This window comes from Desulfopila sp. IMCC35006 (assembly GCF_005116645.1).
Lineage (GTDB): Bacteria > Desulfobacterota > Desulfobulbia > Desulfobulbales > Desulfocapsaceae > Desulforhopalus_A.
In genome coordinates, this window is record NZ_SWCM01000007.1 from 1 (window position 1) to 21,320 (window position 21,320).

17 protein-coding genes are annotated in these 21,320 nt (G+C 46.1%); 13 read left to right on the plus strand and 4 right to left on the minus strand.

Going from position 1 to position 21,320, the window contains the following annotated elements:
• Positions 1 to 177 precede the first annotated feature (177 nt).
• The 4 genes from FCL47_RS12985 (at position 178) to FCL47_RS13000 (ending at position 5,569) form a co-directional block, all read left to right on the plus strand.
• Entirely contained in the window at positions 178 to 444 is a 267-nt protein-coding gene (locus FCL47_RS12985; protein WP_136813947.1) for a hypothetical protein, read from the plus strand.
• A 205-nt stretch (positions 445 to 649) separates the two neighbouring features.
• A complete protein-coding gene (locus FCL47_RS12990) occupies positions 650 to 2,563 on the plus strand; it encodes a hypothetical protein (protein WP_136813948.1) in 1,914 nt (637 codons plus the stop codon).
• Between the two features lie 833 nt (positions 2,564 to 3,396).
• Positions 3,397 to 4,689, plus strand: coding sequence for a hypothetical protein (locus FCL47_RS12995; protein ID WP_136813949.1), 1,293 nt, complete (start codon positions 3,397 to 3,399; stop codon positions 4,687 to 4,689).
• Positions 4,628 to 5,569 carry a hypothetical protein gene (locus tag FCL47_RS13000; protein WP_136813950.1) on the plus strand — a complete coding sequence of 314 codons (942 nt, stop codon included), beginning with the start codon at positions 4,628 to 4,630 and terminating at the stop codon, positions 5,567 to 5,569. The genes FCL47_RS12995 and FCL47_RS13000 overlap by 62 nt, the downstream gene beginning before the upstream one ends.
• 177 nt (positions 5,570 to 5,746) lie before the next feature.
• Here the strand turns inward: FCL47_RS13000 and FCL47_RS13005 are convergent, their stop codons facing one another.
• On the minus strand, positions 5,747 to 6,040 hold the full coding sequence (locus tag FCL47_RS13005) for a hypothetical protein (RefSeq protein ID WP_136813951.1): 294 nt from the start codon (positions 6,038 to 6,040) through the stop codon (positions 5,747 to 5,749).
• On the opposite strand from FCL47_RS13005, the gene FCL47_RS13010 reads away from it, so the two are divergent.
• From FCL47_RS13010 to cooS, 3 genes are all read left to right on the plus strand, one after another.
• The gene (locus FCL47_RS13010) at positions 6,032 to 7,258 is read left to right on the plus strand and encodes an NAD(P)/FAD-dependent oxidoreductase (protein WP_136813952.1); all 1,227 of its coding nucleotides are present in this window, start codon (positions 6,032 to 6,034) and stop codon (positions 7,256 to 7,258) included. The two genes, FCL47_RS13005 and FCL47_RS13010, sit on opposite strands and share 9 nt — an antisense overlap.
• Before the next feature lie 145 nt (positions 7,259 to 7,403).
• A complete protein-coding gene (locus FCL47_RS13015) occupies positions 7,404 to 8,006 on the plus strand; it encodes a 4Fe-4S dicluster domain-containing protein (protein WP_136813953.1) in 603 nt (200 codons plus the stop codon).
• Between the two features lie 34 nt (positions 8,007 to 8,040).
• Positions 8,041 to 9,927 carry an anaerobic carbon-monoxide dehydrogenase catalytic subunit gene (gene cooS / locus FCL47_RS13020; protein ID WP_136813954.1) on the plus strand — a complete coding sequence of 629 codons (1,887 nt, stop codon included), beginning with the start codon at positions 8,041 to 8,043 and terminating at the stop codon, positions 9,925 to 9,927.
• Positions 9,928 to 10,647: 720 nt separating this feature from the next.
• On the opposite strand, the gene FCL47_RS13025 is transcribed toward cooS, so the two are convergent.
• Positions 10,648 to 11,391, minus strand: a complete 744-nt coding sequence (locus FCL47_RS13025) for a 3-oxoacyl-ACP reductase family protein (RefSeq protein ID WP_136813955.1) — start codon at positions 11,389 to 11,391, stop codon at positions 10,648 to 10,650.
• 609 nt (positions 11,392 to 12,000) lie between these two features.
• Between FCL47_RS13025 and FCL47_RS13030 the strand changes: the two genes are divergently transcribed.
• A complete protein-coding gene (locus tag FCL47_RS13030) occupies positions 12,001 to 12,339 on the plus strand; it encodes a hypothetical protein (RefSeq protein ID WP_136813956.1) in 339 nt (112 codons plus the stop codon).
• A gap of 215 nt (positions 12,340 to 12,554) precedes the next feature.
• Here FCL47_RS13030 and FCL47_RS13035 read toward each other — a convergent pair whose 3' ends face one another.
• Positions 12,555 to 12,989 (minus strand): hypothetical protein, encoded by a 435-nt coding sequence (locus tag FCL47_RS13035; protein ID WP_136813957.1) that lies wholly within the window; start codon positions 12,987 to 12,989, stop codon positions 12,555 to 12,557.
• A gap of 787 nt (positions 12,990 to 13,776) precedes the next feature.
• On the opposite strand from FCL47_RS13035, the gene FCL47_RS13040 reads away from it, so the two are divergent.
• Positions 13,777 to 15,291 carry a hypothetical protein gene (locus tag FCL47_RS13040; RefSeq protein ID WP_136813958.1) on the plus strand — a complete coding sequence of 505 codons (1,515 nt, stop codon included), beginning with the start codon at positions 13,777 to 13,779 and terminating at the stop codon, positions 15,289 to 15,291.
• 316 nt (positions 15,292 to 15,607) lie between these two features.
• Here the strand turns inward: FCL47_RS13040 and FCL47_RS13045 are convergent, their stop codons facing one another.
• Positions 15,608 to 15,946 carry a helix-turn-helix domain-containing protein gene (locus FCL47_RS13045; RefSeq protein ID WP_136813959.1) on the minus strand — a complete coding sequence of 113 codons (339 nt, stop codon included), beginning with the start codon at positions 15,944 to 15,946 and terminating at the stop codon, positions 15,608 to 15,610.
• 178 nt (positions 15,947 to 16,124) lie between these two features.
• On the opposite strand from FCL47_RS13045, the gene FCL47_RS13050 reads away from it, so the two are divergent.
• The 4 genes from FCL47_RS13050 to FCL47_RS13065 all read left to right on the plus strand — a co-directional run bounded on the left by FCL47_RS13050 (position 16,125) and on the right by FCL47_RS13065 (position 21,244).
• A complete protein-coding gene (locus tag FCL47_RS13050; RefSeq protein ID WP_136813960.1) occupies positions 16,125 to 16,628 on the plus strand; it encodes a lactoylglutathione lyase family protein in 504 nt (167 codons plus the stop codon).
• Positions 16,629 to 17,176: 548 nt separating this feature from the next.
• The gene (locus FCL47_RS13055; RefSeq protein ID WP_136813961.1) at positions 17,177 to 19,105 is read left to right on the plus strand and encodes an alpha/beta hydrolase; all 1,929 of its coding nucleotides are present in this window, start codon (positions 17,177 to 17,179) and stop codon (positions 19,103 to 19,105) included.
• A gap of 297 nt (positions 19,106 to 19,402) precedes the next feature.
• Positions 19,403 to 20,200: an AraC family transcriptional regulator gene (locus FCL47_RS13060; protein WP_136813962.1), complete on the plus strand. Its 798-nt coding sequence runs from the start codon at positions 19,403 to 19,405 to the stop codon at positions 20,198 to 20,200.
• Between the two features lie 120 nt (positions 20,201 to 20,320).
• On the plus strand, positions 20,321 to 21,244 hold the full coding sequence (locus FCL47_RS13065) for an alpha/beta hydrolase (RefSeq protein WP_136813963.1): 924 nt from the start codon (positions 20,321 to 20,323) through the stop codon (positions 21,242 to 21,244).
• Positions 21,245 to 21,320 lie beyond the last annotated feature (76 nt).

Below are 21,320 nucleotides of genomic sequence, written 5' to 3' on the forward strand. Positions count from 1 at the left end.
AACCGAATTCTTTGCCATGTCATCTCCTCCTTTTGTTTTAGGTAAGAGGAGTATGACACACCTGGGGTATCATATAGTGACTACCCTGAACTTTTTTTTCACAAGCTGAGTTTCAGGGGTAATCAGATTATTGAATATTGGATAGATTCTATTAACGAGGATATTGATCAAACAGACTTGCTCGCAGAATTCTTTGAAGATAATGAAGAAATGGAAATTTACCAAGTCTATCATGAGCATGCATTGAATAGGCTATCTGAGTATAATATAGAGTTTGATGACAATGAAATTGAACAAATATCTGATTGTTGTGATCCCAATCAAATAATCGAGTCAAACAGAGATAGGGCATCACATGATTTTTATTCTGAACAAAATAGTGGAGGTCGGGGGGCGTCCTTAAGCGAAGATGCTGCAATCGATGATTTGTTTGACCGGAAATAAAGGAAGAAATTGAGAAATTGGGGACAGACCACAGTCTTATCTGTTACCAACAAAATAATTCACCGGATAAACCGGTGATCATCGTGTTCCTGGCGACTGCGCCGCGATTCCTTGCAGTTATCAAAAGTCAAGGTATCTCCTATAATTTTGAACTTTGCTCTTGTGAGAAATAAATATACAGTTAACTACTAATGGAGTTTGAAAAGTGATAAAAAAATCATATTTGATTCTATCAATTTTTTTTCTTTCATTATTTTCAGGATGTAGTTTAACCCACCTAGCAGGTCTACGAGATGTAAGAGAAACCACACTTCACTCTCCAACGATTAATTCATCAGTATTTGTTAAAAATGCAATGAATCAGGAAGAGAAAAATGCATTTGATTGTATTCAAAGAACTGAACGAAATATAGTTGGAAGTGACGAGTGTGGGGAAAGAAAATGTGCTATCCAAAATTGCCTGGCAACAAAGTATTATAGAGAGATTGAATCTAAATACTATCCGAATTCTGGCAAGGAATCTTCAGAAGAAGATCATTGGCCTGAGGGGCTTCCTAAAATGGGGCTAGCAATGTCAGGAGGTGGCTTGAGGTCTGCTGCTTTTAATATGGGAGTACTTCAAGGGTTAAATGACGATAATGTAAAAACATTAAATGACATTCAAGTAATGTCATCAGTGTCAGGCGGAAGTTATACGAATTTGTGGTTTATTGCCAATAGGCTCACTTCACCAAATAATGGTAAACCTCCAACAAACTACGACATGTTAAGCGATGATGGTGAATATCAAAAAAATCTAGTGAAGAAGATACCAAAGTTTGGAGAGTTATCAAAAATACTGGAAAATGTCTCATTAGGACCTGGTATTAAGGTATTAACTTTTTTTGATTCTGTTCTCCTTAAAGGCTTTGGTCTAGATGGATTGTTACCATACGGTTCTTCTCGAAACTATGGGGTTACAATTGATGAAATTTTCATGAGGACATTCAATGAAAATGTTGTACAAGCAACACCAGATTTAAGCGAATTAGCGGTGATTGTAAAAGATAACCAACTGCCTTTTCCAATAATTAATTCAACCGTTTTTGAAGTTGATCATCCTGCCTTTAATCCCGAAACAAAAGAACTATTTAATGGTGTTTTCGAATTCACTCCAATTAGAATAGGTTCTGAAGGGTTCGGTTTTACAGACCGCTCTAGAGCTATTAATTTGATCGATGTCGCGGCCGCATCAGGAGCAGCAACAGATAGTTTTTCTTACAATATATTCAAAGAAACTGGAATGTTATTAGGGGTGAGATACCCATTTTTCATTTCAGCGCCAAGAGTATTAGATACAGGCGAACAAGATCATATTTACACAGTACAATCAACTTTATTACAGCTCCATGATATCCACATCACCGACGGAGGATTTTCAGACAATTTAGGTGCCTACTCGCTTGTAAAAAGACTTTGTAAAAATATTATAATCGTGGATGCAGGTCATGACCCATCTTTGACTTTTAATGATTATTTTAAACTAAAAGTCCTATTAGAAAAAGAAATGAATCTTATACTCAATATTCCAGATATAGAGGATTTAACAAAACTACTATGGGTTGGTGTGGCAAGAGACATAAAAGGACGTGTGAAAGAGGTAGATCAAATCGATTTCTATAAAGCTCAGCCGTCAAAGTTCTTCCGCGCTAATATGGTAGAACAGAATGTATTTGAAGGTTCAATTGATAACATTCCATATTTAGAAAACGGTAAAATTTTAAAACTTAGTATCAAAGTGATATACATAAAACTCTCATTAGATGAGAGTCTATGTTTGAACGGAACATATGGGAATAATGTAAAAGACTACTACAAAAAAAGAAAAGCAGAATTTCAAAAAAAATATCCTGAGCGGGGCTGTGTTAATGTCCATAACGTATTGTCTGAAGATTGCATTTTCCCGCAAGAGTCAACGTATAGGCAAGATTTCAAAGATGATCAATTTAAAGCATATAAGATGCTGGGTAAACAAATTATACTTAAACATTTAATAAAGACTAGAAAAGAAGCATCAAAGTATGGGATTCATATAAATAAACAAATAGGGTCGGACGAAGTCAACGTTATGGATTTATAAAATATATTTTTTACAAAAACGCTTCCTCAGTACTTATAAGCCACTTTTCGCAGTCAAAAACAGGCTTATAAACAAAAACACTTGGGATGATCCGGTGATTAGTATGTTCAGTGATCAGCCCCTGAAGTCGTAATCGCCATTGACCGACTTTAAATCTCGTTTCTAATAAATTCATATAATTATTTGATTACGACCAATCTTCAGCTACATGGGGATATGAGGTGCCTTTGCACGTGTGTTCCGCAGCCTGGATGGCTGCGGTCAAGCCCCCAGGGATGGGTTTATCGCGTCCCGTGCAAAGGGCTCCTCATATTCCTCTGGACCTTCTAAGCTGAACTTTAGTGGTAATCACATATAATTATATTCGATCTTAACGACAATCGAAGTCATGATAGCTATTTTCGATTTTGACAGCGATCGGGATTCAGATCTCTCCAATAACTCTGAACTATGGCAACAAAAGATATTCAGTGCGCACTTTCTTCTATTTGGTTTCTGCTTCATCTGTTATTCTAGATTAGAATATGCTGACTTTGGGATTTCCAAAATTTGATAACACAATTTACAACTTTGGCGGCTTACCCTCAATTAATCAGCATTCTTAGTTTTATTCGTTTAAAGGACTTGGATAGGCGACGCAGTATGACTTAAAAAAAGGACGACGATTTAATTATGAATTCCGGCACCTATTCTGATGACACTCTCTTTCTAAACAAGGGGCTTTGCTTGACTCATGTAATATGTGCAATTCGTAAATCAATATTTTATCAAGGCTAATGTATCCTTGATAATTATATTTTGTTGAGGTCTAGTTGCTGGCAAGGGGATAAGATATGTCTGATTCTTCTTCAAAGAAGTACGATAAGGAAGCGGAGGCCGCCGTACATAAGACAGCAAGATCACTCGCCTTGTTAAGCGATGAGCAGTTGTTACAGCTTTTCTCATTGCTACTCAAAAAAAGGAACAGTCGAGGTGCAGACAGATCTGCTGAGCCAGACTCCGCGGTCAATCATTTTGGAAATAGTGCCGAGACTTCTGGGCAGAAAGGCTGCGTCCCCCAACATCTTACAAAACAGGGACTTCTAGTACGCTTAAAGAAGCAAAGGGCAGCGCTAAAAAAAAGTGTTAGAGCTATATTTTTGGACCGGGATTTTTGGAAGAGCGGTCTATCCAATACCATTCCGTGGGTGATAGCACTTATTGCGGCGCCGATGGTTGTGCCATTTACGTTTCAGCGAGAGCGTGCCGCCGCTGAGCCGGATCTCTCGATAGAATACGCCTTCCTTTCTGAACAAAGCAGGCCACTTCCGAAAGACATTGTTGAGCTAATGAACCGGATGTTAAATCAGCAAAGATATCTTGAATTTGTAAGTGCCAGCATGGTGGAGGGGGAGCGAGATAACTTATTGGTTCACATTACTCCGGGTGCCCGCCTCAGTCCTGAAATAATAGGTCATATAGTGTCAGGCACATCTGCATTTCAAGACTACCTTGAGCAACTCTTACGTGAGTTGGAGAGACAAAAGGCACAACTTAAAACCCTTGACCTGAAAGAACTGAGCACCCTAGCATTTCATATCCTAGACGACCAGTTGCCGTCAGATGAAAATGCTTTAAGAGCAACTGTTGGAAGTGCCCTCAACGACAAGATCGCCGGTGTTAAATCCCTGGTTGCTGATGCTAACAGGATACAAGAAGCAATAAAGGTGAATACTTCGGACATTCTCGTACGGGTCATGCTTCTCAATAAAGGAGCCAGAGATGGTTTGGTCCGAAACCGAGGAAAGTTAGTGTACCGTGACGACCGAGATCGAGACCGAAAGCGAGATCCTGTTCTTGTGTACGAAATGGAGCGTACTCCCCCCCCAAGTGCCGAGCTCAACACCATGTCAGTCCCTGTATTTCAAACAAACGAGCCTGAAGACTATTACGCAACGCGTTCTGTTGGGAAAATTGAGAAGGACTCTATGGCTGAATTCTGGTACCAATTAAGTTCGAAAACTAATCAGGTAAGCGATGTATTTCGCCTGTGTCAGCAGGGAGAGCAATTGGAGGTAATACTTAATGATCACAATAAAGCAGAGGTACCTGGTGGAAAACTCAATTGTAAGCAAGACGGTATTTGAGTTGCAAAGCTTATGGAGGGTTCAGCTGTCTATTACCGTGTGCATTGTTTTTGCGCTTTCAAGTGTTACCGCTGGGGCAGTGGAAAAGTCTCAAGATGAATTGTATTTACCGTGTCCTTCGTTTACGATAGGAAACATATGGAGCTATAGGACCAAAAGTCCCTATTTCTCGGAAACACTGAACGTAATGGTTTTGTCCAAGGACGAAGGCATGATAGTGGTTGGAGAGAAGAAGACCACAAAGCCAGAGCGAATGCATCCTAAGATGCCTAGTCCACCAGTATCGTCAAGCTACGAGGAAAAACGATATGAAGTAAAAGGGCGGACAATCGTCAGGAACGAAGTTAAGAGCAATTCCGATAGGTACTTCTCTGATCCACCAGAGCCGTTCTGTGGAGTCCTTCCACCTAAAGCAAAATTTACTGCTAAATCTGTTGTGAATGGTCAAACGATTTTGACTCCCACAATACTAACGATTACAGCGCTCGGGGAGGAAAAAATTTCGGTGCCTGGGGGCACTTTTGAAACAACCATCGTTGAATTTCGCCAGCAAACAGCAATCGGTGCAGGCCAACAGGAAGGTTTGGCGGGATCCCATAATACGGTTGTCGTCGTCTACAGTGCAGAGAACGTCGGCATTGTAAAGACAATCTTGAAGGTAACTTCGACGATGCCAGTCTCGATGATGGGGTATGATCCGGAAGAGGAAAAAAGATTAAGAAAAGGCGTTGATAAGTTACAAAAAGGGGAAGACTTCAATGAAGTAATGGCGAAAATGCAATCCCTAACCCCGCAAGGTGCGCCTACACAGGAACTTAAGAACCAAACGTTTGGGTTTGAGGCAGTTACTGAGCTACAGAGTTATCAAGTGGCTCCATAAAAAGTGTTTAAACCAATTCTTTACCTTTGTTCTTTTGTGAAAGGCAAAATCGAGTTACATCTCAATGCAGGCTTAATCCCAAAAGTCAACATAGCTATATTAAATATTGCCAGCGATCAGTAGGCCATATTTCTCTTATAGATCAGGAAAGACTGAGTGAGAAGTTCTCCCCTTTGGCTAGCAGCAGTTTGGGGCAGAGGCTAGATCTGTTTTCAATGTAATTTCTTTCGCCGTACTGTTACCTCCTGACTGACCGTCCCAGTCATTTCGACCTTGCGCTGTGTCGTTCCTCTTGATATTATTCGTTTCGTTGATATTACTCATCTTTTTGGCCGGCAGTGCCGGCACCATCGGCACCGCAATACTGCTCCAGCCAAAGGGAAACAACTTTGCCCCTTTCCCTGGAGTCTTTATCCACTCTGTTGTCTGCAGCCCGCTCAGGGTGTACACTGGAGTTGCGATATGAAACATGTCATCATCGGCAACGGCATAGCCGGAGTTTCAGCGGCCGAGGCCATCCGTGAGCTGGATGCGAAAGCCGCCATCACCATGATCGGCGATGAGACCTTTCCACCATACAGCCGCCCCATGATCAGTTCTGTCCTGGAAGGCTCCCAACCACACAGTAAACTACCGATCCGTCCAAAGGGATTTTACAACGACCTCAGCATCGAACCGTGCCTTGGCCAAAGAGCCACAGCAATCGATATACTGGGTCACCGGGTAGTGCTGGCCGATGGCAGCACCGTCGGCTATGACCGACTGTTGATTGCCGCCGGTGCCGATCCCAGGCCTGTCAACGCAACCGGCCTGGAGCTGCAAAATATCTTTTACATGCGAACCGAGGCCCATTCCGCAGCCCAGGTGGCAGCCCTGCCGGGTGCCACAAAAGCGGTGGTGCTGGGCGGTGGACTGGTCGGCTTCAAAGCGGCCTACGGTCTGCTCAGACGCGGCCTGCAGGTCACCATGCTGATAACCTCTGGCTATCCCTTGTCCATGCAGGTTGATCCGGTTGCCGGCCAGATGATCATGGACGAAATGAGTCGCTATGGGCTGACCGTGGAAGTCGGAGTCAGTGTCACCGGCTTTACCGGCTCGGGCAAGGTTGCTGCAGTAGAGACGGATGACGGTCGCAGCCTGCCCTGTGACCTGGTCATAATCGGTAAAGGTGTCCTGCCGTGCCGGGACTTTATCCCCCGTGGTCAGATAGCGGTGGATCTGGGGGTCGTGGTGAACGAATTTATGCAGACCAGTGCTGCGAATATATACGCGGCAGGCGATGTGGCCGAGCTTATCGATCTGGCCAGAGGCAGACGCTGGGTCAATGCCCTGTGGCCGGAAGCCGCCAGCCAGGGCCGGGTAGCCGGATACAACATGGCCGGGCGCCAGGTTGCCTACCCCGGCAGCCTCAGTCGTAATGTCATGCGGGTCTTTGAACTGGATGTCCTCACCCTGGGGGACGCCAACCCAGGGGACACAAGCGGATACGAAATCGTCCAGTCCGGCGGCCCGACCAGCAACATATATCGTCGCCTGGTTATCAAAGAGAACCGCCTCATCGGTGCAGTATTCATCAACGAAATTGAGCAGGGAGGTATCCTTCGAGCCCTTATAGAAAACCAAGTTCCCCTGCGCTTACCTGCGACGAAAATGGTGCGGCGTGGGTTTAACTTCGGCCAGTTGGTGTAGACCCTTATGCGAAGAGTCCATCGGAATTGCGCGTAAGGTTGCTTGCGTATAGTCGTTTATGTGCACAACCCAAAGCCTGGGTACATAGAGACGTATCAGGGTCACCGTTATGTCCAGACATCATTTTCAGAGAAAAGGAGGAGCCATGAACCAAGTCGTCGTTCATCCCGAACGGTGCGTCGGCTGCATGCAATGCATGCTGGCCTGTGCCACAGCCCATTCGCAGAGCGGCACCTTGTTTGGTGCCACCCTCGAACAACCGCTGCCCAAATCTCGTATTCACGTTGGGGCCGGTCGCTTCAACGAAGGGTTCCCAAACCGCTGTCGCCATTGTGATCCGGCCCCCTGCCAGGCCGCCTGTCTGGCCGGTGCCATCAATCGTGTCGCCAATACCGGTACAGTGATGATCAATCCTGACCGCTGTATCAACTGTGCGTCCTGCGCCATGGCCTGCCCATATGGTGTTATCCGCTTCCATGAAGACCCGCTGGGGCCGCCCAACCGGCAAATCGCCGTAAAATGCGATAACTGCAGCAGCCGAGTAGTCAGAGGTCTTATCCCAGCCTGCGTCGAGGTGTGCAAGACCGGTACTCTGACCTGGGAAACAGTTGACGATGCAATGCGCCGGAAAAACCGTGAAGTTTCCCGCGCCATGTCGTCAGGTGGACCGGGACAACCTGCCGTACCCGACGGAGTAGCGCTCCTCAAGACCATCAAGCAAGCCGAGCTGGAAATCGGCGAGCGCTGAACCGATACCATTTCAATGACAAGGAGATAAAGCTATGTTTGATCCAAAAATCAGCCTGTCGGTCACCACAGATGGAGACCCGCTTTACGCCAAGGCCCGTAAGGATGGTATCGAAACAGTATGGGAACGCCATGAAGCCCAACAACCCCAGTGTGGTTTCTGCGATATGGGCTTGTCCTGCCGCATCTGCGTGATGGGACCCTGTCGGGTTGACCCGTTCGGAGAAGGCCCCCAGACCGGAGTCTGTGGAGCTGATGCAGATATCATCGTCGCCCGTAACTTGTGCCGGATGATCGCCGCCGGCGCCGCTTCCCATTCCGACCACGGCCGCGACCTGGTGGAAGTACTTGCCGGGGTGGCTGAAGGAAGCGCCATTGGCTACAAGATCCGCGACGAAGCCAAACTGAAGCGTGTTGCCGCCGAGTACGGTATAACCACCGACGGCAAAGAGGTATTGACGATCGCCGGCGAGCTCGCCGATGCGATGATGGAAGACTACGGCATGCGCCGCAAAGCCATTCAGCTGGTTGACAGGGCACCACAAAAGCGGCGCGCTGTCTGGGAGAAATTTAACCTTACCCCGCGTGGCATCGACCGGGAAACATCGGAGATGATGCATCGCACCCATATGGGTGTGGATAATAACTGGGTCACCCTGTTACTGCAGGGCATGCGCAATGCGCTGTCGGACGGCTGGGGTGGCTCGATGATCGCCACCGAGGTCTCCGACATCCTCTTCGGCGTACCAGCGCCAAGGCCCACTACCGTCAATGCCGGAGTACTCAAGGCGGATCAGGTGAACATCGTCGTCCATGGGCACAACCCCGTGGTTTCCGAGATGGTGTCGCTGGCCTGCCAGTCAAAAAAGTTGCTTGATCTGGCCGCGAAAAAAGGAGCCAAAGGTATAAACCTGGTCGGCGTCTGCTGTACCGGCAACGAATTGCTGATGCGACGCGGCATTGCCATGGCCGGCAACCACCTGATGACCGAACTGATTCTTTCCACCGGCGCGGTGGATATGATGATCGTTGACTATCAGTGTATCATGCCGTCAATCGGCAAGGTGGCGAGCTGCTACCACACCAAGATGATCAGTACCAGCGACAAGGCCCAGTTTCCACAGATGGAGCATATTGAATTCCATCCCGGCAACGCAGAGAAGAAAGCCGCTGAAGTGGTTCGCACCGCCGTGGAAAACTTCACCAACCGCAAAGGCACACCGTTTATCCCGGTGGAACCGCAGGCAGCTGTGGGTGGATTTTCCGTGGAAACCATCCTCGGCGCCCTGGGTGGCACCCCCGAGCCGTTGATTGATGCTATCAAGGCCGGCAAAATTCGTGGTGCAGTGGGCATCGTCGGCTGCAATAACCCGAAGATAAAACATGATTACGGTCATGTTACCCTTACCAGGCGACTCATCGAAAACGATATCCTCGTCGTCGACACCGGCTGCGTCTCGGTAGCTACCGCCAAGGCTGGATTCAAACTGCCAGAAGCCGCGGCGATGGCCGGGCCGGGACTCCAGGAAATCTGCAAGGCTCTCGGCATCCCGCCGGTGCTCCATATGGGCTCTTGTGTTGACAACGTCCGTATCCTCGTGCTGGTATCTGCACTGGCGGATGCACTTGGGGTGGATATCAGCGACCTGCCGGTAGCCGGCTCGGCCCCGGAATGGTACTCGGAGAAGGCGGTCACCATCGGCACCTACTTCGTCGCCTCTGGCGTCACCACCCACCTTGGTCCGATGCCACCAATTACCGGTTCGATGAACGTGGTCAAACTACTTACAGAAGGTCTGGGTGATGTGGTCGGCGCCACCTTCGCTGTCGAACCTGATCCGGAAAAGGCGGCAATCTTTTTGCGCCAGACCATTGAGGATAAGCGTAAAGCACTTGGACTCGACAGCCGTAATGTGGCGTAGAGGTTTGTATAGACCTGTACGTCTTGATCGACGTACAGGTAGCCTCTTTATTTCATACGGCGTAACCATAAGCCTGCGAATGACTTCAGACAGGCAGTACTATCTGGATTAATGCCTTTGGGGATTTCATAATGCCCTGATCCTTTTGCGGAATTTTGTGAATTGCACCGATTTCACCCAGTAAATAAACCTTTCTCTTTTACAGGCTGAACAAAAGGGAGCGAGACATCCAGAGAAACCTCGCCACGGGAGGTGAGGTGATAGGTGGGCGGATGAGAAGCAATCGCTTTCTGAGGCAGCCCTAAAAAAACGACTTCCTGATTGAAACCGGGCTGACTCCAACCGTCTGTATTATTGTCATAAATAGGTGCTTGTGAGCGATCTCAAGGCAAACGTAATGAACACAACCGAAGATATTTCCTGATATGTTCCAGCTATAAGACAAGTGAAACAAGGCTGACATGGCAGCCTGAAAGTCAAGATAGGTATATTCGATCTGAACAGCAGTCGGAGTTCAGATCGCTCCTATATTTCTAACCAATTGAAAAGATTCAGGACTCATCTCAAGCTGCGAATGCGATTCTACGCCTCGTACTGCCAAAGATTATCTCTGTCCGCGTTCTTATTGTCACCAAACCTCCATGTGTTTTACAGCGACGCGGACCAGGACCCTATCTTATTCGTTAAGGGGGAGATCGGCCATCTATGGACAAGTCCTGATTAAGCAGTAAAACCTCCATCAATTGTTAGACTGGCTCCAGTTACGTAGCTTGCCTCGGGGCTGGCCAAATACGCAACCATCGCGGCGATTTCATCTGCTGAGCCATATCGAGGAAGGGCCATAAGATTACGTAATGTATCGGCAACGTCGCTATCTGCCGGGTTCATATCGGTTGCTATCGGTCCCGGTTGGATATTGTTAATGGTGATTCCACGTGGGCCGAGATCACGCGCCAGTCCTTTCACCAGTCCGACCATTGCGGCTTTGCTCATCGCATAGACCGCCCCACCTGCGAATGGCATACGGTCGGCATTGCAACTGCCAATGGTGATTATTCGCCCGCCTGCCTGCATGTGTTTGACCGCCGCCTGGGTGGCAACGAATACCCCGCGAATGTTCACCGCTACGGTACGGTCGAAATCCTCGAGTCGGAACTCATCAACGGGGGCTATGACGATGATCCCTGCGTTATTCACTAGAATGTCGATGCCTCCCAACTCTGCAACCATTTGCTCCACCGCAGCGACCACCGCTTTAGGGTCTGCACTGTCGGCCTGGATAGTGATCGCACGCACTCCCTGTTCCCTTGCGGCCTTTGCCACTTCGAAGGCCTGGTCGGGTTTACTCACATAGGTCAGCGCAACATCGACACCTTCCAATGCAAGGCGTCGAATAATGCCTGCGCCGATACCGCGACTACCGCCGGTCACTAACGCTCGTTTATTTTTCAGATTATTACTCATAGTGAGCCTCACAATAAAATGAGTATATCAACAAATTATTGACTTTTTCGTGCCTTGATTTCTAGAAATATTGATCAGGCATCACGTAATAATAATCTCTAATTCCATTTAAGCCATATTACGGGGTTGCTAATGCCGGTCTGTAATATTTTTCATATATTCGGTTATTTAACCTTCAGCCTTCTGGAAATCATGCAGTTGTCGAAAAGAATAGGGCAAGGACACTCTGCTTTTCATCACAGGTAGGTTGTTCACCGCCAAGGATGAGATGATCGTGTCCTGAAGGTGATAGTGGGTGTAATAAAACGGTTTCACCGGCGAGATATTGTTTGCCAAACTGGGCCGCGAAACGGGCGAGGACAAACATACAGGTATTGACCGTATTTCATTTTCAAGTTAATGCCCAATTAAAGACCTGTTCACTTGCAGTACAAACCTTTGTTATTGTGAAGCGAGCGCATTTGGTTGCTATCTGTTACATTTAGTGGTGTTCGAAGACGCGTGCCCAATCTTCTCAATCCAGTATTTTTATTTTTCAATCATTCCTGAAATGCAATGGTATTGAGTTGAGATGGTATTTTTCTAGAGTTCCTTCAGAGAGATTCCCCTATGAAGTTCAATGACCCTTTTGGTCGTATAGAAAATCGACATCAACTCGGTTACGAGTCAATGCGTGACACAATGCGTAATAGCGGTATTGATACTCCTGACGAAGCGTGGGAAATTGTCAGGCAATCGAAAAAACGTGCACTTAAATACTTGGGCATTGGAACAGTCGTGCTCCTGCTCGTAACTTGGGTACTACCTAAATTGATGCCCGTGACCTTAAGTCTCGCGGTTTTTCTGGTGGTTTGGATTGCGAGTTCAACTATAAACGGTCAACGCTATATCCAGCGCTATATTGATGATGAGCTAGAGTCACCACCTGGAAAACAGGATGAAAGTTAGTCAAATAACCATGTGACAAGGTTTGCAACGATTTCTCGTCCAAACAATGAGAGATGATTTCAGGAAAGTAGCACCGGTTGTCCAACGCACCGGAAGGCATTGCTTCTTGGGGCAATTATATTCTAACGTCAAAAGGGATGAGTGTTCCTTGATTTTTTGACGGTTGACTGGGCTCTAAGGCAATTTTTACGACAAAAAAACAGCCAAACAGTGCGTCAGGGTTGCCATGTTGCCCCGACACTTGTCAGAATACCAATCATCCGCCCATTAGCCTTTCTCACCTGTTGGTTGCCAATATGCGGAATGATACGGACATAGGATTGGGTAAAGCGCTGCACAAGCAATTCCAGCTCATTTCTGAACTGCATGTGTCGAGCTGGAACCCTCTGTTCATACTCAAGGCCGGGATATTTCTTCGAGAGCCGCCTGATTTTTGGGGCAAGTTCTTCCATTTTGTCACAAAGCTGATTCATAGCCCTGGCCAACTCTACAGAATTCTGCGTATTTTCTACAACGTAGAGGTATCTTTTCATCGCTGGAAGGTAGGGCTTCAGTACCTCAGCGGCTTCATCGTACTTGTCTGCTGAAAAACAATACCCCGGCAAAAGGCACAGAATTAAAACTAAAAATAGCACTATGTTTTTTTTCATAAAAACCCACCAAAGTAACTGCGAGTACTCGACATCAAATATCCTCATTTTTTTGATAGTTATTGCATTTTGTTGTAGAGGCTTGCAATACTTCAGGGCCGTGGGGTAAGAGCGTCTGCCAAACATGATGTGCCATTGAAGTAATTGTCGGAAAGATGCAGGAGTATTTTCAACAACCAAGGGACAATCCAGAGGTATCAAAGCATCAGAGCCAAGTCGGAAGCCTCTGTTATCTGGACTGATACCATTGTCCACTCAAGAAGACAAAGCAAAATGCAATATCGCCATCCGATTTATTGAGTTATTCATCGGCACGAAGGATCCTGCCGGATTTAACCAGTGTTGCATGGCGGGCAAGTGATCTCAAACGTTTACATTGCCTGGATGAAACTCTTGATTCTCGATGTTGACTCATTATTTAGATGTCTATTGTGAATCTTCCGTTTCTCAAAAGTCCATATAGCTCTGTTCGATCTGAACAGCAGTCGGAGTCAAGATCGCTCCTCTTCTTCTGGACTGCTGCGTGTACTCAGGAACAATCGTGATTTGCCGTTATCCTTCAATGGTTACCCTTGCCAAGGATCGACATCTCAAATTGTCTGGAAAGAATTTTTATAAAAAGTATCCCATTGAGATTTAACAAACAATGCAGTAGTTGTGAAGAATGGCTGAAGAAGCTTCACGTATGAGGTATGCCTTATCGGTGTGTGTACAGAAAAACAGTATTGGTCTGGGGGTAAATGTAATGCGCCCAGGTTTCTGCCCAATGTTCATAGGGATGCATGTTATGAAAAGATTGTTGCTGCTGGTTACACTCTTTATTTCGTCAAATGCCTGGGCGGGTATACCCGCCACACCGGTCATGACCCTTTACCGTTTTAACAGCGCGCTCGAAATTCCTTATTACAGCGTCAAAAACTTTCGCGATACGGGGCTATCATCGCCGGTGGGTACGCTGGCTCAAGGTTCGGCGGTCGTGCCCTGTATCGTTGTGGACGGCGGGCACCCATTAACCGATAACCAGGGCGTTCCTTATGTGGGCTTTCAGGTGATTATGGATTCCCGCACGGCGACGCCGGCTTCGGTGGAACGTTATAGAAATACCGTTAAGCAGCGGCAGGCAATGACCGTCGTAAATCACCATTGTGAAGGTGGTGTCCAATATGTTCTGGATGTCCGAAACCTGTATGCGATGACCAAAGCGCCTTTTTTCGATCCTCCTCCCCTGACTAAAGTCAGCACTGGTGCCACGCCGCCACGTGGCGAGCTGGATCAGATCATTCGAACCTTTCACAACTCGACCTATTGCGACGGCATCAATCGGCATCTGACCGGGCGTCGCGACGCTTTACAGGTGGCCTGGGATCGCTTCATCCATGATAAGCAAAATCGCTGGTCACCTGAATCCCTGCAGCGTGCCAAGCATCTTGATTACACCATGCGCACCGCGATTTTCGAAGGGCATCTGGAACGTGGCTGTAACGCCTATGGCGCCTGTGAACGCAATATTATTGCCCTCTCGATTCGCAACCGCGGCCTGGAGTCGTGTGTCAGGCGTCAGGGATGCGAGGCCCCTGGAGATTTTCAGGGCGTTTCCTCGAGCGTCTCTCAGTACAACATCTGGGATGAATACCTGACGCAGATTTCCGGATTGACCTCCTGCTTCCTGCGCGACGATTTGGCCGGTGACCGAAACTACCGCAAGCTGCAAAGCATGTACGCGCAGAACCTGAATGATGTCCAACGCATCTTGTTTGGTGACGATCAGGACCTTATGGCGATTTTTCCGAATAATTCGCTGCTGGACTTGAAAAATCTCAAACATTATTATCATGCCCCGGCGATGGGGAAATGCTTTCCCAATCACGATCGGGTCGAGTACATGTCAGGGGCGGTGGCCCGCCGGGGCAACAATTTCGCGCTGATAGCCGATACCCGGATTCGGGTGGACCAAAAGACGGAAGGCGGGTATTTTTTTCATAGCTTCCTCGTGCGGGAAGACCCGGCCAAAGATATCGTTACTGTTGTCGACAACTATCCCGGATTCGTCGTGGATGGGAGGCGGGTCACCCTGAAAGCACCGTCCCGATGTGCTCCCTATGGGATTCCGAGTGGCTGTAAGTTTAACGAAATCGGACGATATCGAAAAACACCCTCCTGGATTAATAGTGGTAAACCGCTGGAACTGCGATGTCGCATTGCTGATCAGGGGGAAACCTGCCAGGGAGGAAAAGTGTCGAAAACAGTCAAAGTGGGCGGGGTGTGCGATACCCAGATGAGGCCGATCACAGGTGTTAAGTAGCAAATGCCAAACCTCTTACCGGTCCTGCAGTCCGGCTCCACGAGGTCTGCCCTCATCTTTTGGGTAGTTGCGAGCAAAAGCGGTTTGCTCCCGTGGACCACTCTTTCCAGACTATCAAAAAAAGAGTATCTGGAAACATCAATAATTTTAAATGCTCCATTTAGCCACGGATTCGTGGGATGGATTGTAAAGATTGAAAAGAGCAGGAACGCTCTTTCTCAGGCAAGTATTTTGTGCAGGATCAGATTGTTACGTATACCCGGGAAGTATCTTGAGGTGAGAAGACTTTCTTTCTTTTACTGTTTCCCCTTTGAACCTATGCTTCAGGCTCACTGAGCCCCAACTGTTCGACAGCCCATGTGTGCATCATCTCCAGAATGGGAAATGCACTTTGGCCAAGTTCGGTCAAGCTGTACTCGACCCGCGGTGGTACTTCCGGATAGACAGTACGGGATATCAATCCGTCCTTTTCCAATTCCTTTAGTTGCTGTGTCAGCATTTTCTGGCTGACTCCAGGCACTACTCTTTCCAGCTCATTGTAGCGTTTTGTTCCATCATGCAAATGCCAAAGCATGAGACACTTCCATTTTCCACTCAGCAGATTCATCGAAACTTCAACAGGGCAGTGATACTGCTTTTTATTCCATTCGATCATAATATCGTTTCACCCTTAAAAAATAATTTTAGCTACACCTTACTGAGCAAGGCGATTCGAACCAATTGGTTCGTGTCGAACAAAATTGTGCCTTCTTGTTACTCTATTCCTTATAGCTATAGTGTCACTGTACCCGGGATAACACCTGAACAACAATAAAATATACAGGAGCATTTAAATGACATATCCAAGAACTTTTTCTCATATCGGATTATCTGTGACGGACCTTGACAGGGCAGTAGATTTCTACACAAAAGTACTTGGTTGGTACGTAATCATGCCTCTGACTGCGATAGCATCGGATGACTCTGCAATCGGGATCATGTGTGATGACGTTTTCGGTAAAGGCTGGGGCAGCTTTAAGATTGCGCACCTTTCAACCGGAGATAAGATCGGCGTTGAAATTTTTGAATTCAAAAACGCAGAACAGCGAGAAAACAACTTTGAATATTGGAAAACCGGCGTGTTTCACTTCTGTGTACAAGATCCGGATGTTGAAGGTCTGGCTGCCAAAATTGTTGAAAATGGCGGCAAACAGAGAATGCCGGTAAGGGAGTACTACCCAGGAGATAAACCATATCGAATGGTTTACTGTGAGGACCCTTTCGGGAATCTTATCGAGATTTACTCCCACAGTTATGAGTTGACCTACTCCGCAGGAGCTTACCAGGATAAGCTGTAAATACTGCAGTAACGTAGCCTGCGATGTGGTGGGCTACCTTGTTTCAGATCTCGCAGGTCTTCCAGCACTTGAAAAGAATGACACCTTGTTTTTCCCTATGTTTTCAAGTGAAAGCAGGCGCTGCCTCCTTCCAGTACTTTTCCAATGCCAGACAAAAAAGGGATGCTGACAGCAGGCATAACCAAGAATCCAAAATGCTCCATTTTTCGTCATTTCGTCTGGGATAATCTGGCTTGTGCAAGAGACATATCTTTGGATGGGGGAGTAGATATTTCTTAAGAAAGTACGGAAATCATCGGCTCAACTCTCTGACCACCGACACCTTTTTACCTTTTTTACTCATTTATTCCTGGCCTTCACTCGCGGCAGATTTTCCACCTTGCAGATTGTTTAATTTCTCGGAGCCACTTCGCTATAAGAACAATTAACTTCCTCTGTATTTACAATGGAAAATTACGATCAATAGCCTTAAAGTAGCTCATCTGTTTATACTCAGGTCAGGCCCTTGTTGCTGTAATTTTCGCTCGTCACGTTGATATGAGAAAATTATGATACCAAAATCAAGTGTAATACATTCGTTTGTACTAATTCGTATCATCGGCATAGCATGCTTTGTCACCTTGTGGCTAACTGGCTGTTCGATTTACAATCTTCGTGAAGAGGTCAAAACTATCAATAATTCGACGATCCTTGTCGGAACAGTTACAGAATCATTTCCATCGGGTGACGCACCTATCTTGGTTGTCACCTATTCAAAAATCGGATCACATCGCAATATTGAACACTACACTAAGTTGCATGAGGCTGGGCCATATGAATTAATCGTCCCCAAGGGCGAATATTTTATTTTTGCCTTTGTTGATATTAACCACGACTCGATATATCAGCACGGAGAACCATCTGGGCAGTACAGTGCACAAGGTCTTCTAGTTGAACAATCTGGTGGTGTGCTCATTAACTTAGATATTTCAATAAAAAATCAAGAAGATGGCAATGTCGATTTCCCAACTGGAACTTTGGTCGCAACAAAAAAATCTGATACTTTACATAGCACATCTCCAGGGGCAATTGCCGATTTAAACGCTCCTTTGTTCGATTATGAAAACGGGGCTAAGGGCTATTGGCAGCCGCTGGAATTTTTCAAGGAAAATGGTGGTAATATCTATTTTCTGCAACCTTTTGATCCCACAAAGATTCCTGTTCTCTATGTGCACGGCGCAACCGGTTCACCACGCGGTTGGGAGTATTTAGTTTCAAATATCGATCAAAATCGATATCAACCTTGGTTTTATTATTACCCTTCCGGAGCATCTCTTAAATCCATGGCAGATCTTTTGTTCTGGAAAATGTATAATCTTAAAGCCAAATACAAATTCAAAGAGTTATACATTGTCGCGCATAGCATGGGGGGACTGGTTGTCAGGTCATTTCTCGTTGACTATGGTCAGCAGTTTCCGGAGATAAAAAAGTTTATTTCCATTTCGACACCGTGGGGTGGAGACAGCTTGTCGGAGATGGGAGTCAAATACTCCCCTGGAGTGATACCAGCGTGGAAAGATTTGGGGCAGCAGAGTGAATTTGTCCAATCCATTTATCGAAAAACTTTACCAGATACCCTTGAATTCTACTTACTTTTTGGGCACGAGGGAAATCATAATCCTTTACGTCCCAACACTGACGGTGTCGTCACATTAGCGAGTGAGCTGGATCCCCGCGTGCAGGCAGAAGCCAAAATGATTTACGGCTTCAATGAAGACCACAACAATATTCTTACCAGTGGACGCGTTGCATCGATAGTCAACACCATTCTAGCACCAGGTGAAAAAACAAAGACCCTCGGCTCTATAAAGCCAGGAGGGATGCTAATGGTAAGTTTACACCTTTCGTCGAATCAAGAAGGGCAAGTCGGTTCCTTGCAACTCTATCTTTCACCCATAGGTCGTGAGCCAGCCGACGGTATTATCATCAACATGGGAAGCGATAGAGGTGCACATGTCTTTGGTCCATTTCCTCCAGGTATCTATAATATCAGCCTGCTGGCCGAGTCCTTTCGAACGGAACCTGCGCGTCTCAAGGTTGCCATCAGGTCAAATGGAACAGTTGCCACTACGTTCGAGTTGAAGCCCAATGGATCAATTGTCGATTTTATACGGCAAAAATTTTATAAAGACGAAAATCCTGCAGGTACGTACATGTTGCCTGAAGAGAACATTACTATCCGATCGATAAGGTTAACCGGGAATGGCGTCGACCGTACACTCGTTCCAACAAAGGAAAATGAATTGAAATTTGTAGAGAATGCTTTGGACCGCCGAGACTGGGCTACAAAAACTCTGTTTGCATTTTATAATCTACCGGAAGGTGAGTATCGTTTAATTGTGGAGGCAGATGGATATGAAAATAAGGTCGTCCAGAGGCAGGTAACTCCAGGACATCTCAATGTTTTTAATGGTATTGTGATGAAACCACTGAAGTGATTTTATGGTCATAAGAACTGATTAAAAATCCGGGGTTGATTTACTTAATACAGTCGAAACGAAGATCCATCCACTTTTTCGAAAAAGACATGCAAATCAGAGATTTGGTGATAATGTCAGGAAAAAATGCTGCTATCAATATCGGAAAAACTACTGGCAACGATGTCAGCAATCCTCTTTCAGAAGGAAAATATTCCTTACAAGCAATTACGATAACGTTTAGATAGCTAAATTAGGAGAAAAACGTGATGTTTTTTTCAAAGAGTTACATAACCACTTATCATATTTCCGACAAAAATGCCCACATCCTATATAGGTAAACCACCTTCAGATTTAAAGCATTGTATCGAATTATGTTGGTCAGAGAAGAGTACCGGACAACAAAAATGCTCATTCTACGAAGTATATCCCGATAGCAATGTTAAGCTCGTTTTTCGATTTAGCCGTTTGAAGTATCGAATGGTTCTGGTCGGACCGATAACCGAGAAGGCTACCATTGAAATCGACCATACATCGGATTATTTCGGGTTTAGATTCCATCCTGGTCATGCTCCACGAATTGTTGACGTTAAAGAGGCAGACATGGTGGACAGTACAGTTGATGTAGAATCAATTGCAGGAAAAAGCGTTGAAGCACTTTCTCTTCAATTATCTGAATTGCAGAATCATGAAGATAGGCAAAGAATAATGGAAAATTTGATTCGTACCACGCTTCCATCTTCAAAGAACGAACGGTGCCTCTTGGCAGCTGAGTTAATACGCAGCCAAAGTGGCCAGCTTAAAATATCTGAACTGGCGTATCAGCTCGGAATCCACGTACGCACTCTAGAACGTCTTTTTCAAAACGAGGTTGGATTGTCCCCCAAAAAGATAATCCGCCACGTCCGTCTCCGTAAGGTTATGGAACATATTTATATAGGCACCCACAACACTCTGGGGGAATTAGCCTACTTCTGTGGCTATGCAGATCAGTCCCACATGATAAGGGAATTTAAAGAGTTGACCGGGAAACTTCCAGGCGATCCCGAGGCGTGCGATCCAATGCCAATTGAAGGCTCGCCATCCACCCGTATTATCCATCGTCATAAACCATAATTTCTTACACTGTCGCATTTCTCCAATGCAACGCAGCTTTCTTTGGTTATCCTCATGGACATAATCGGACAGGGAGCAATGTTCCTTCCTCCTAAACATTACCAAATTTGAGGATCAACCATGTTAAGTTGGCGAAGTCGTCTTGTGATTTTTCTCCTTAAAAATCGGCATATTTTTCAATTTCGGCTCAGGCCAACCCAAATAGATTGGACAAAAACAGAATCCATCCTGCAATTTCGGGAGGAGTGTGAACAGGGAGCCAAACGATTTGGAAAAATACCGAATGGCATAGAAATTGAACCTGTTACGCTTGATACAATCAAAGCTGAATGGATAGTGCCCAGCGGAGTAAAAAGAGAAAAGGTGATAATGTTTATCCATGGGGGTGGTTACGTTTCCGGTTCCTGCTCTGATCACCGGATTCATGTTTCCAAATTTGTTAAAGGGACCAACATTGGAGCTCTGCTGTTTGAATATAGACTTGCCCCCGAGCATCACTATCCCGCCGCACTGGAAGATACACTTAAAACATACCGATGGTTGCTCGATCAAGGGTTACGACCCTCCAACATTGTATTTGCCGGCGACTCTGCAGGCGGAGGTCTATGCTTGGCTGCATTGCTGGCCATTAGAGACCAGAGTCTTCCTCTGCCTCAGGCTGTGGTTGCACTTTCTCCATGGACAGATCTTCGATGCACAGGTAAGTCTTATGAGAAAAATGCAAGAAAATGCCTTTCTCCAAACGGAACATGGACCGCATTTAGTAAGCATTATTGCGGAGATCGCGACCCCGGATTGCCGTGGATATCCCCTCTTTATGGAGATCTTCACGATCTTCCACCCGTACTTATCTATGTCGGGGGAAACGAGATACTTCTCGATGATTCAATAAATTTTGTCAGAAAGGCGAAAGATGCTGGCGTCGATATCACGCTAAAAATTGGGGAAGGTATGTTTCATTGTTATCCAGTCTGTGCTCCTCTTTTTCCCGAGGCAACTAAGGCGATGGAAGAAATTTGTGCGTATATAAAGAATGTATTTTAAGCTTGAAAATATTCTACATGGCCAGTCTTCTTCATTAAGAAGCAATCCTCTCCCTGTCACAAAGATGGAAAACGTA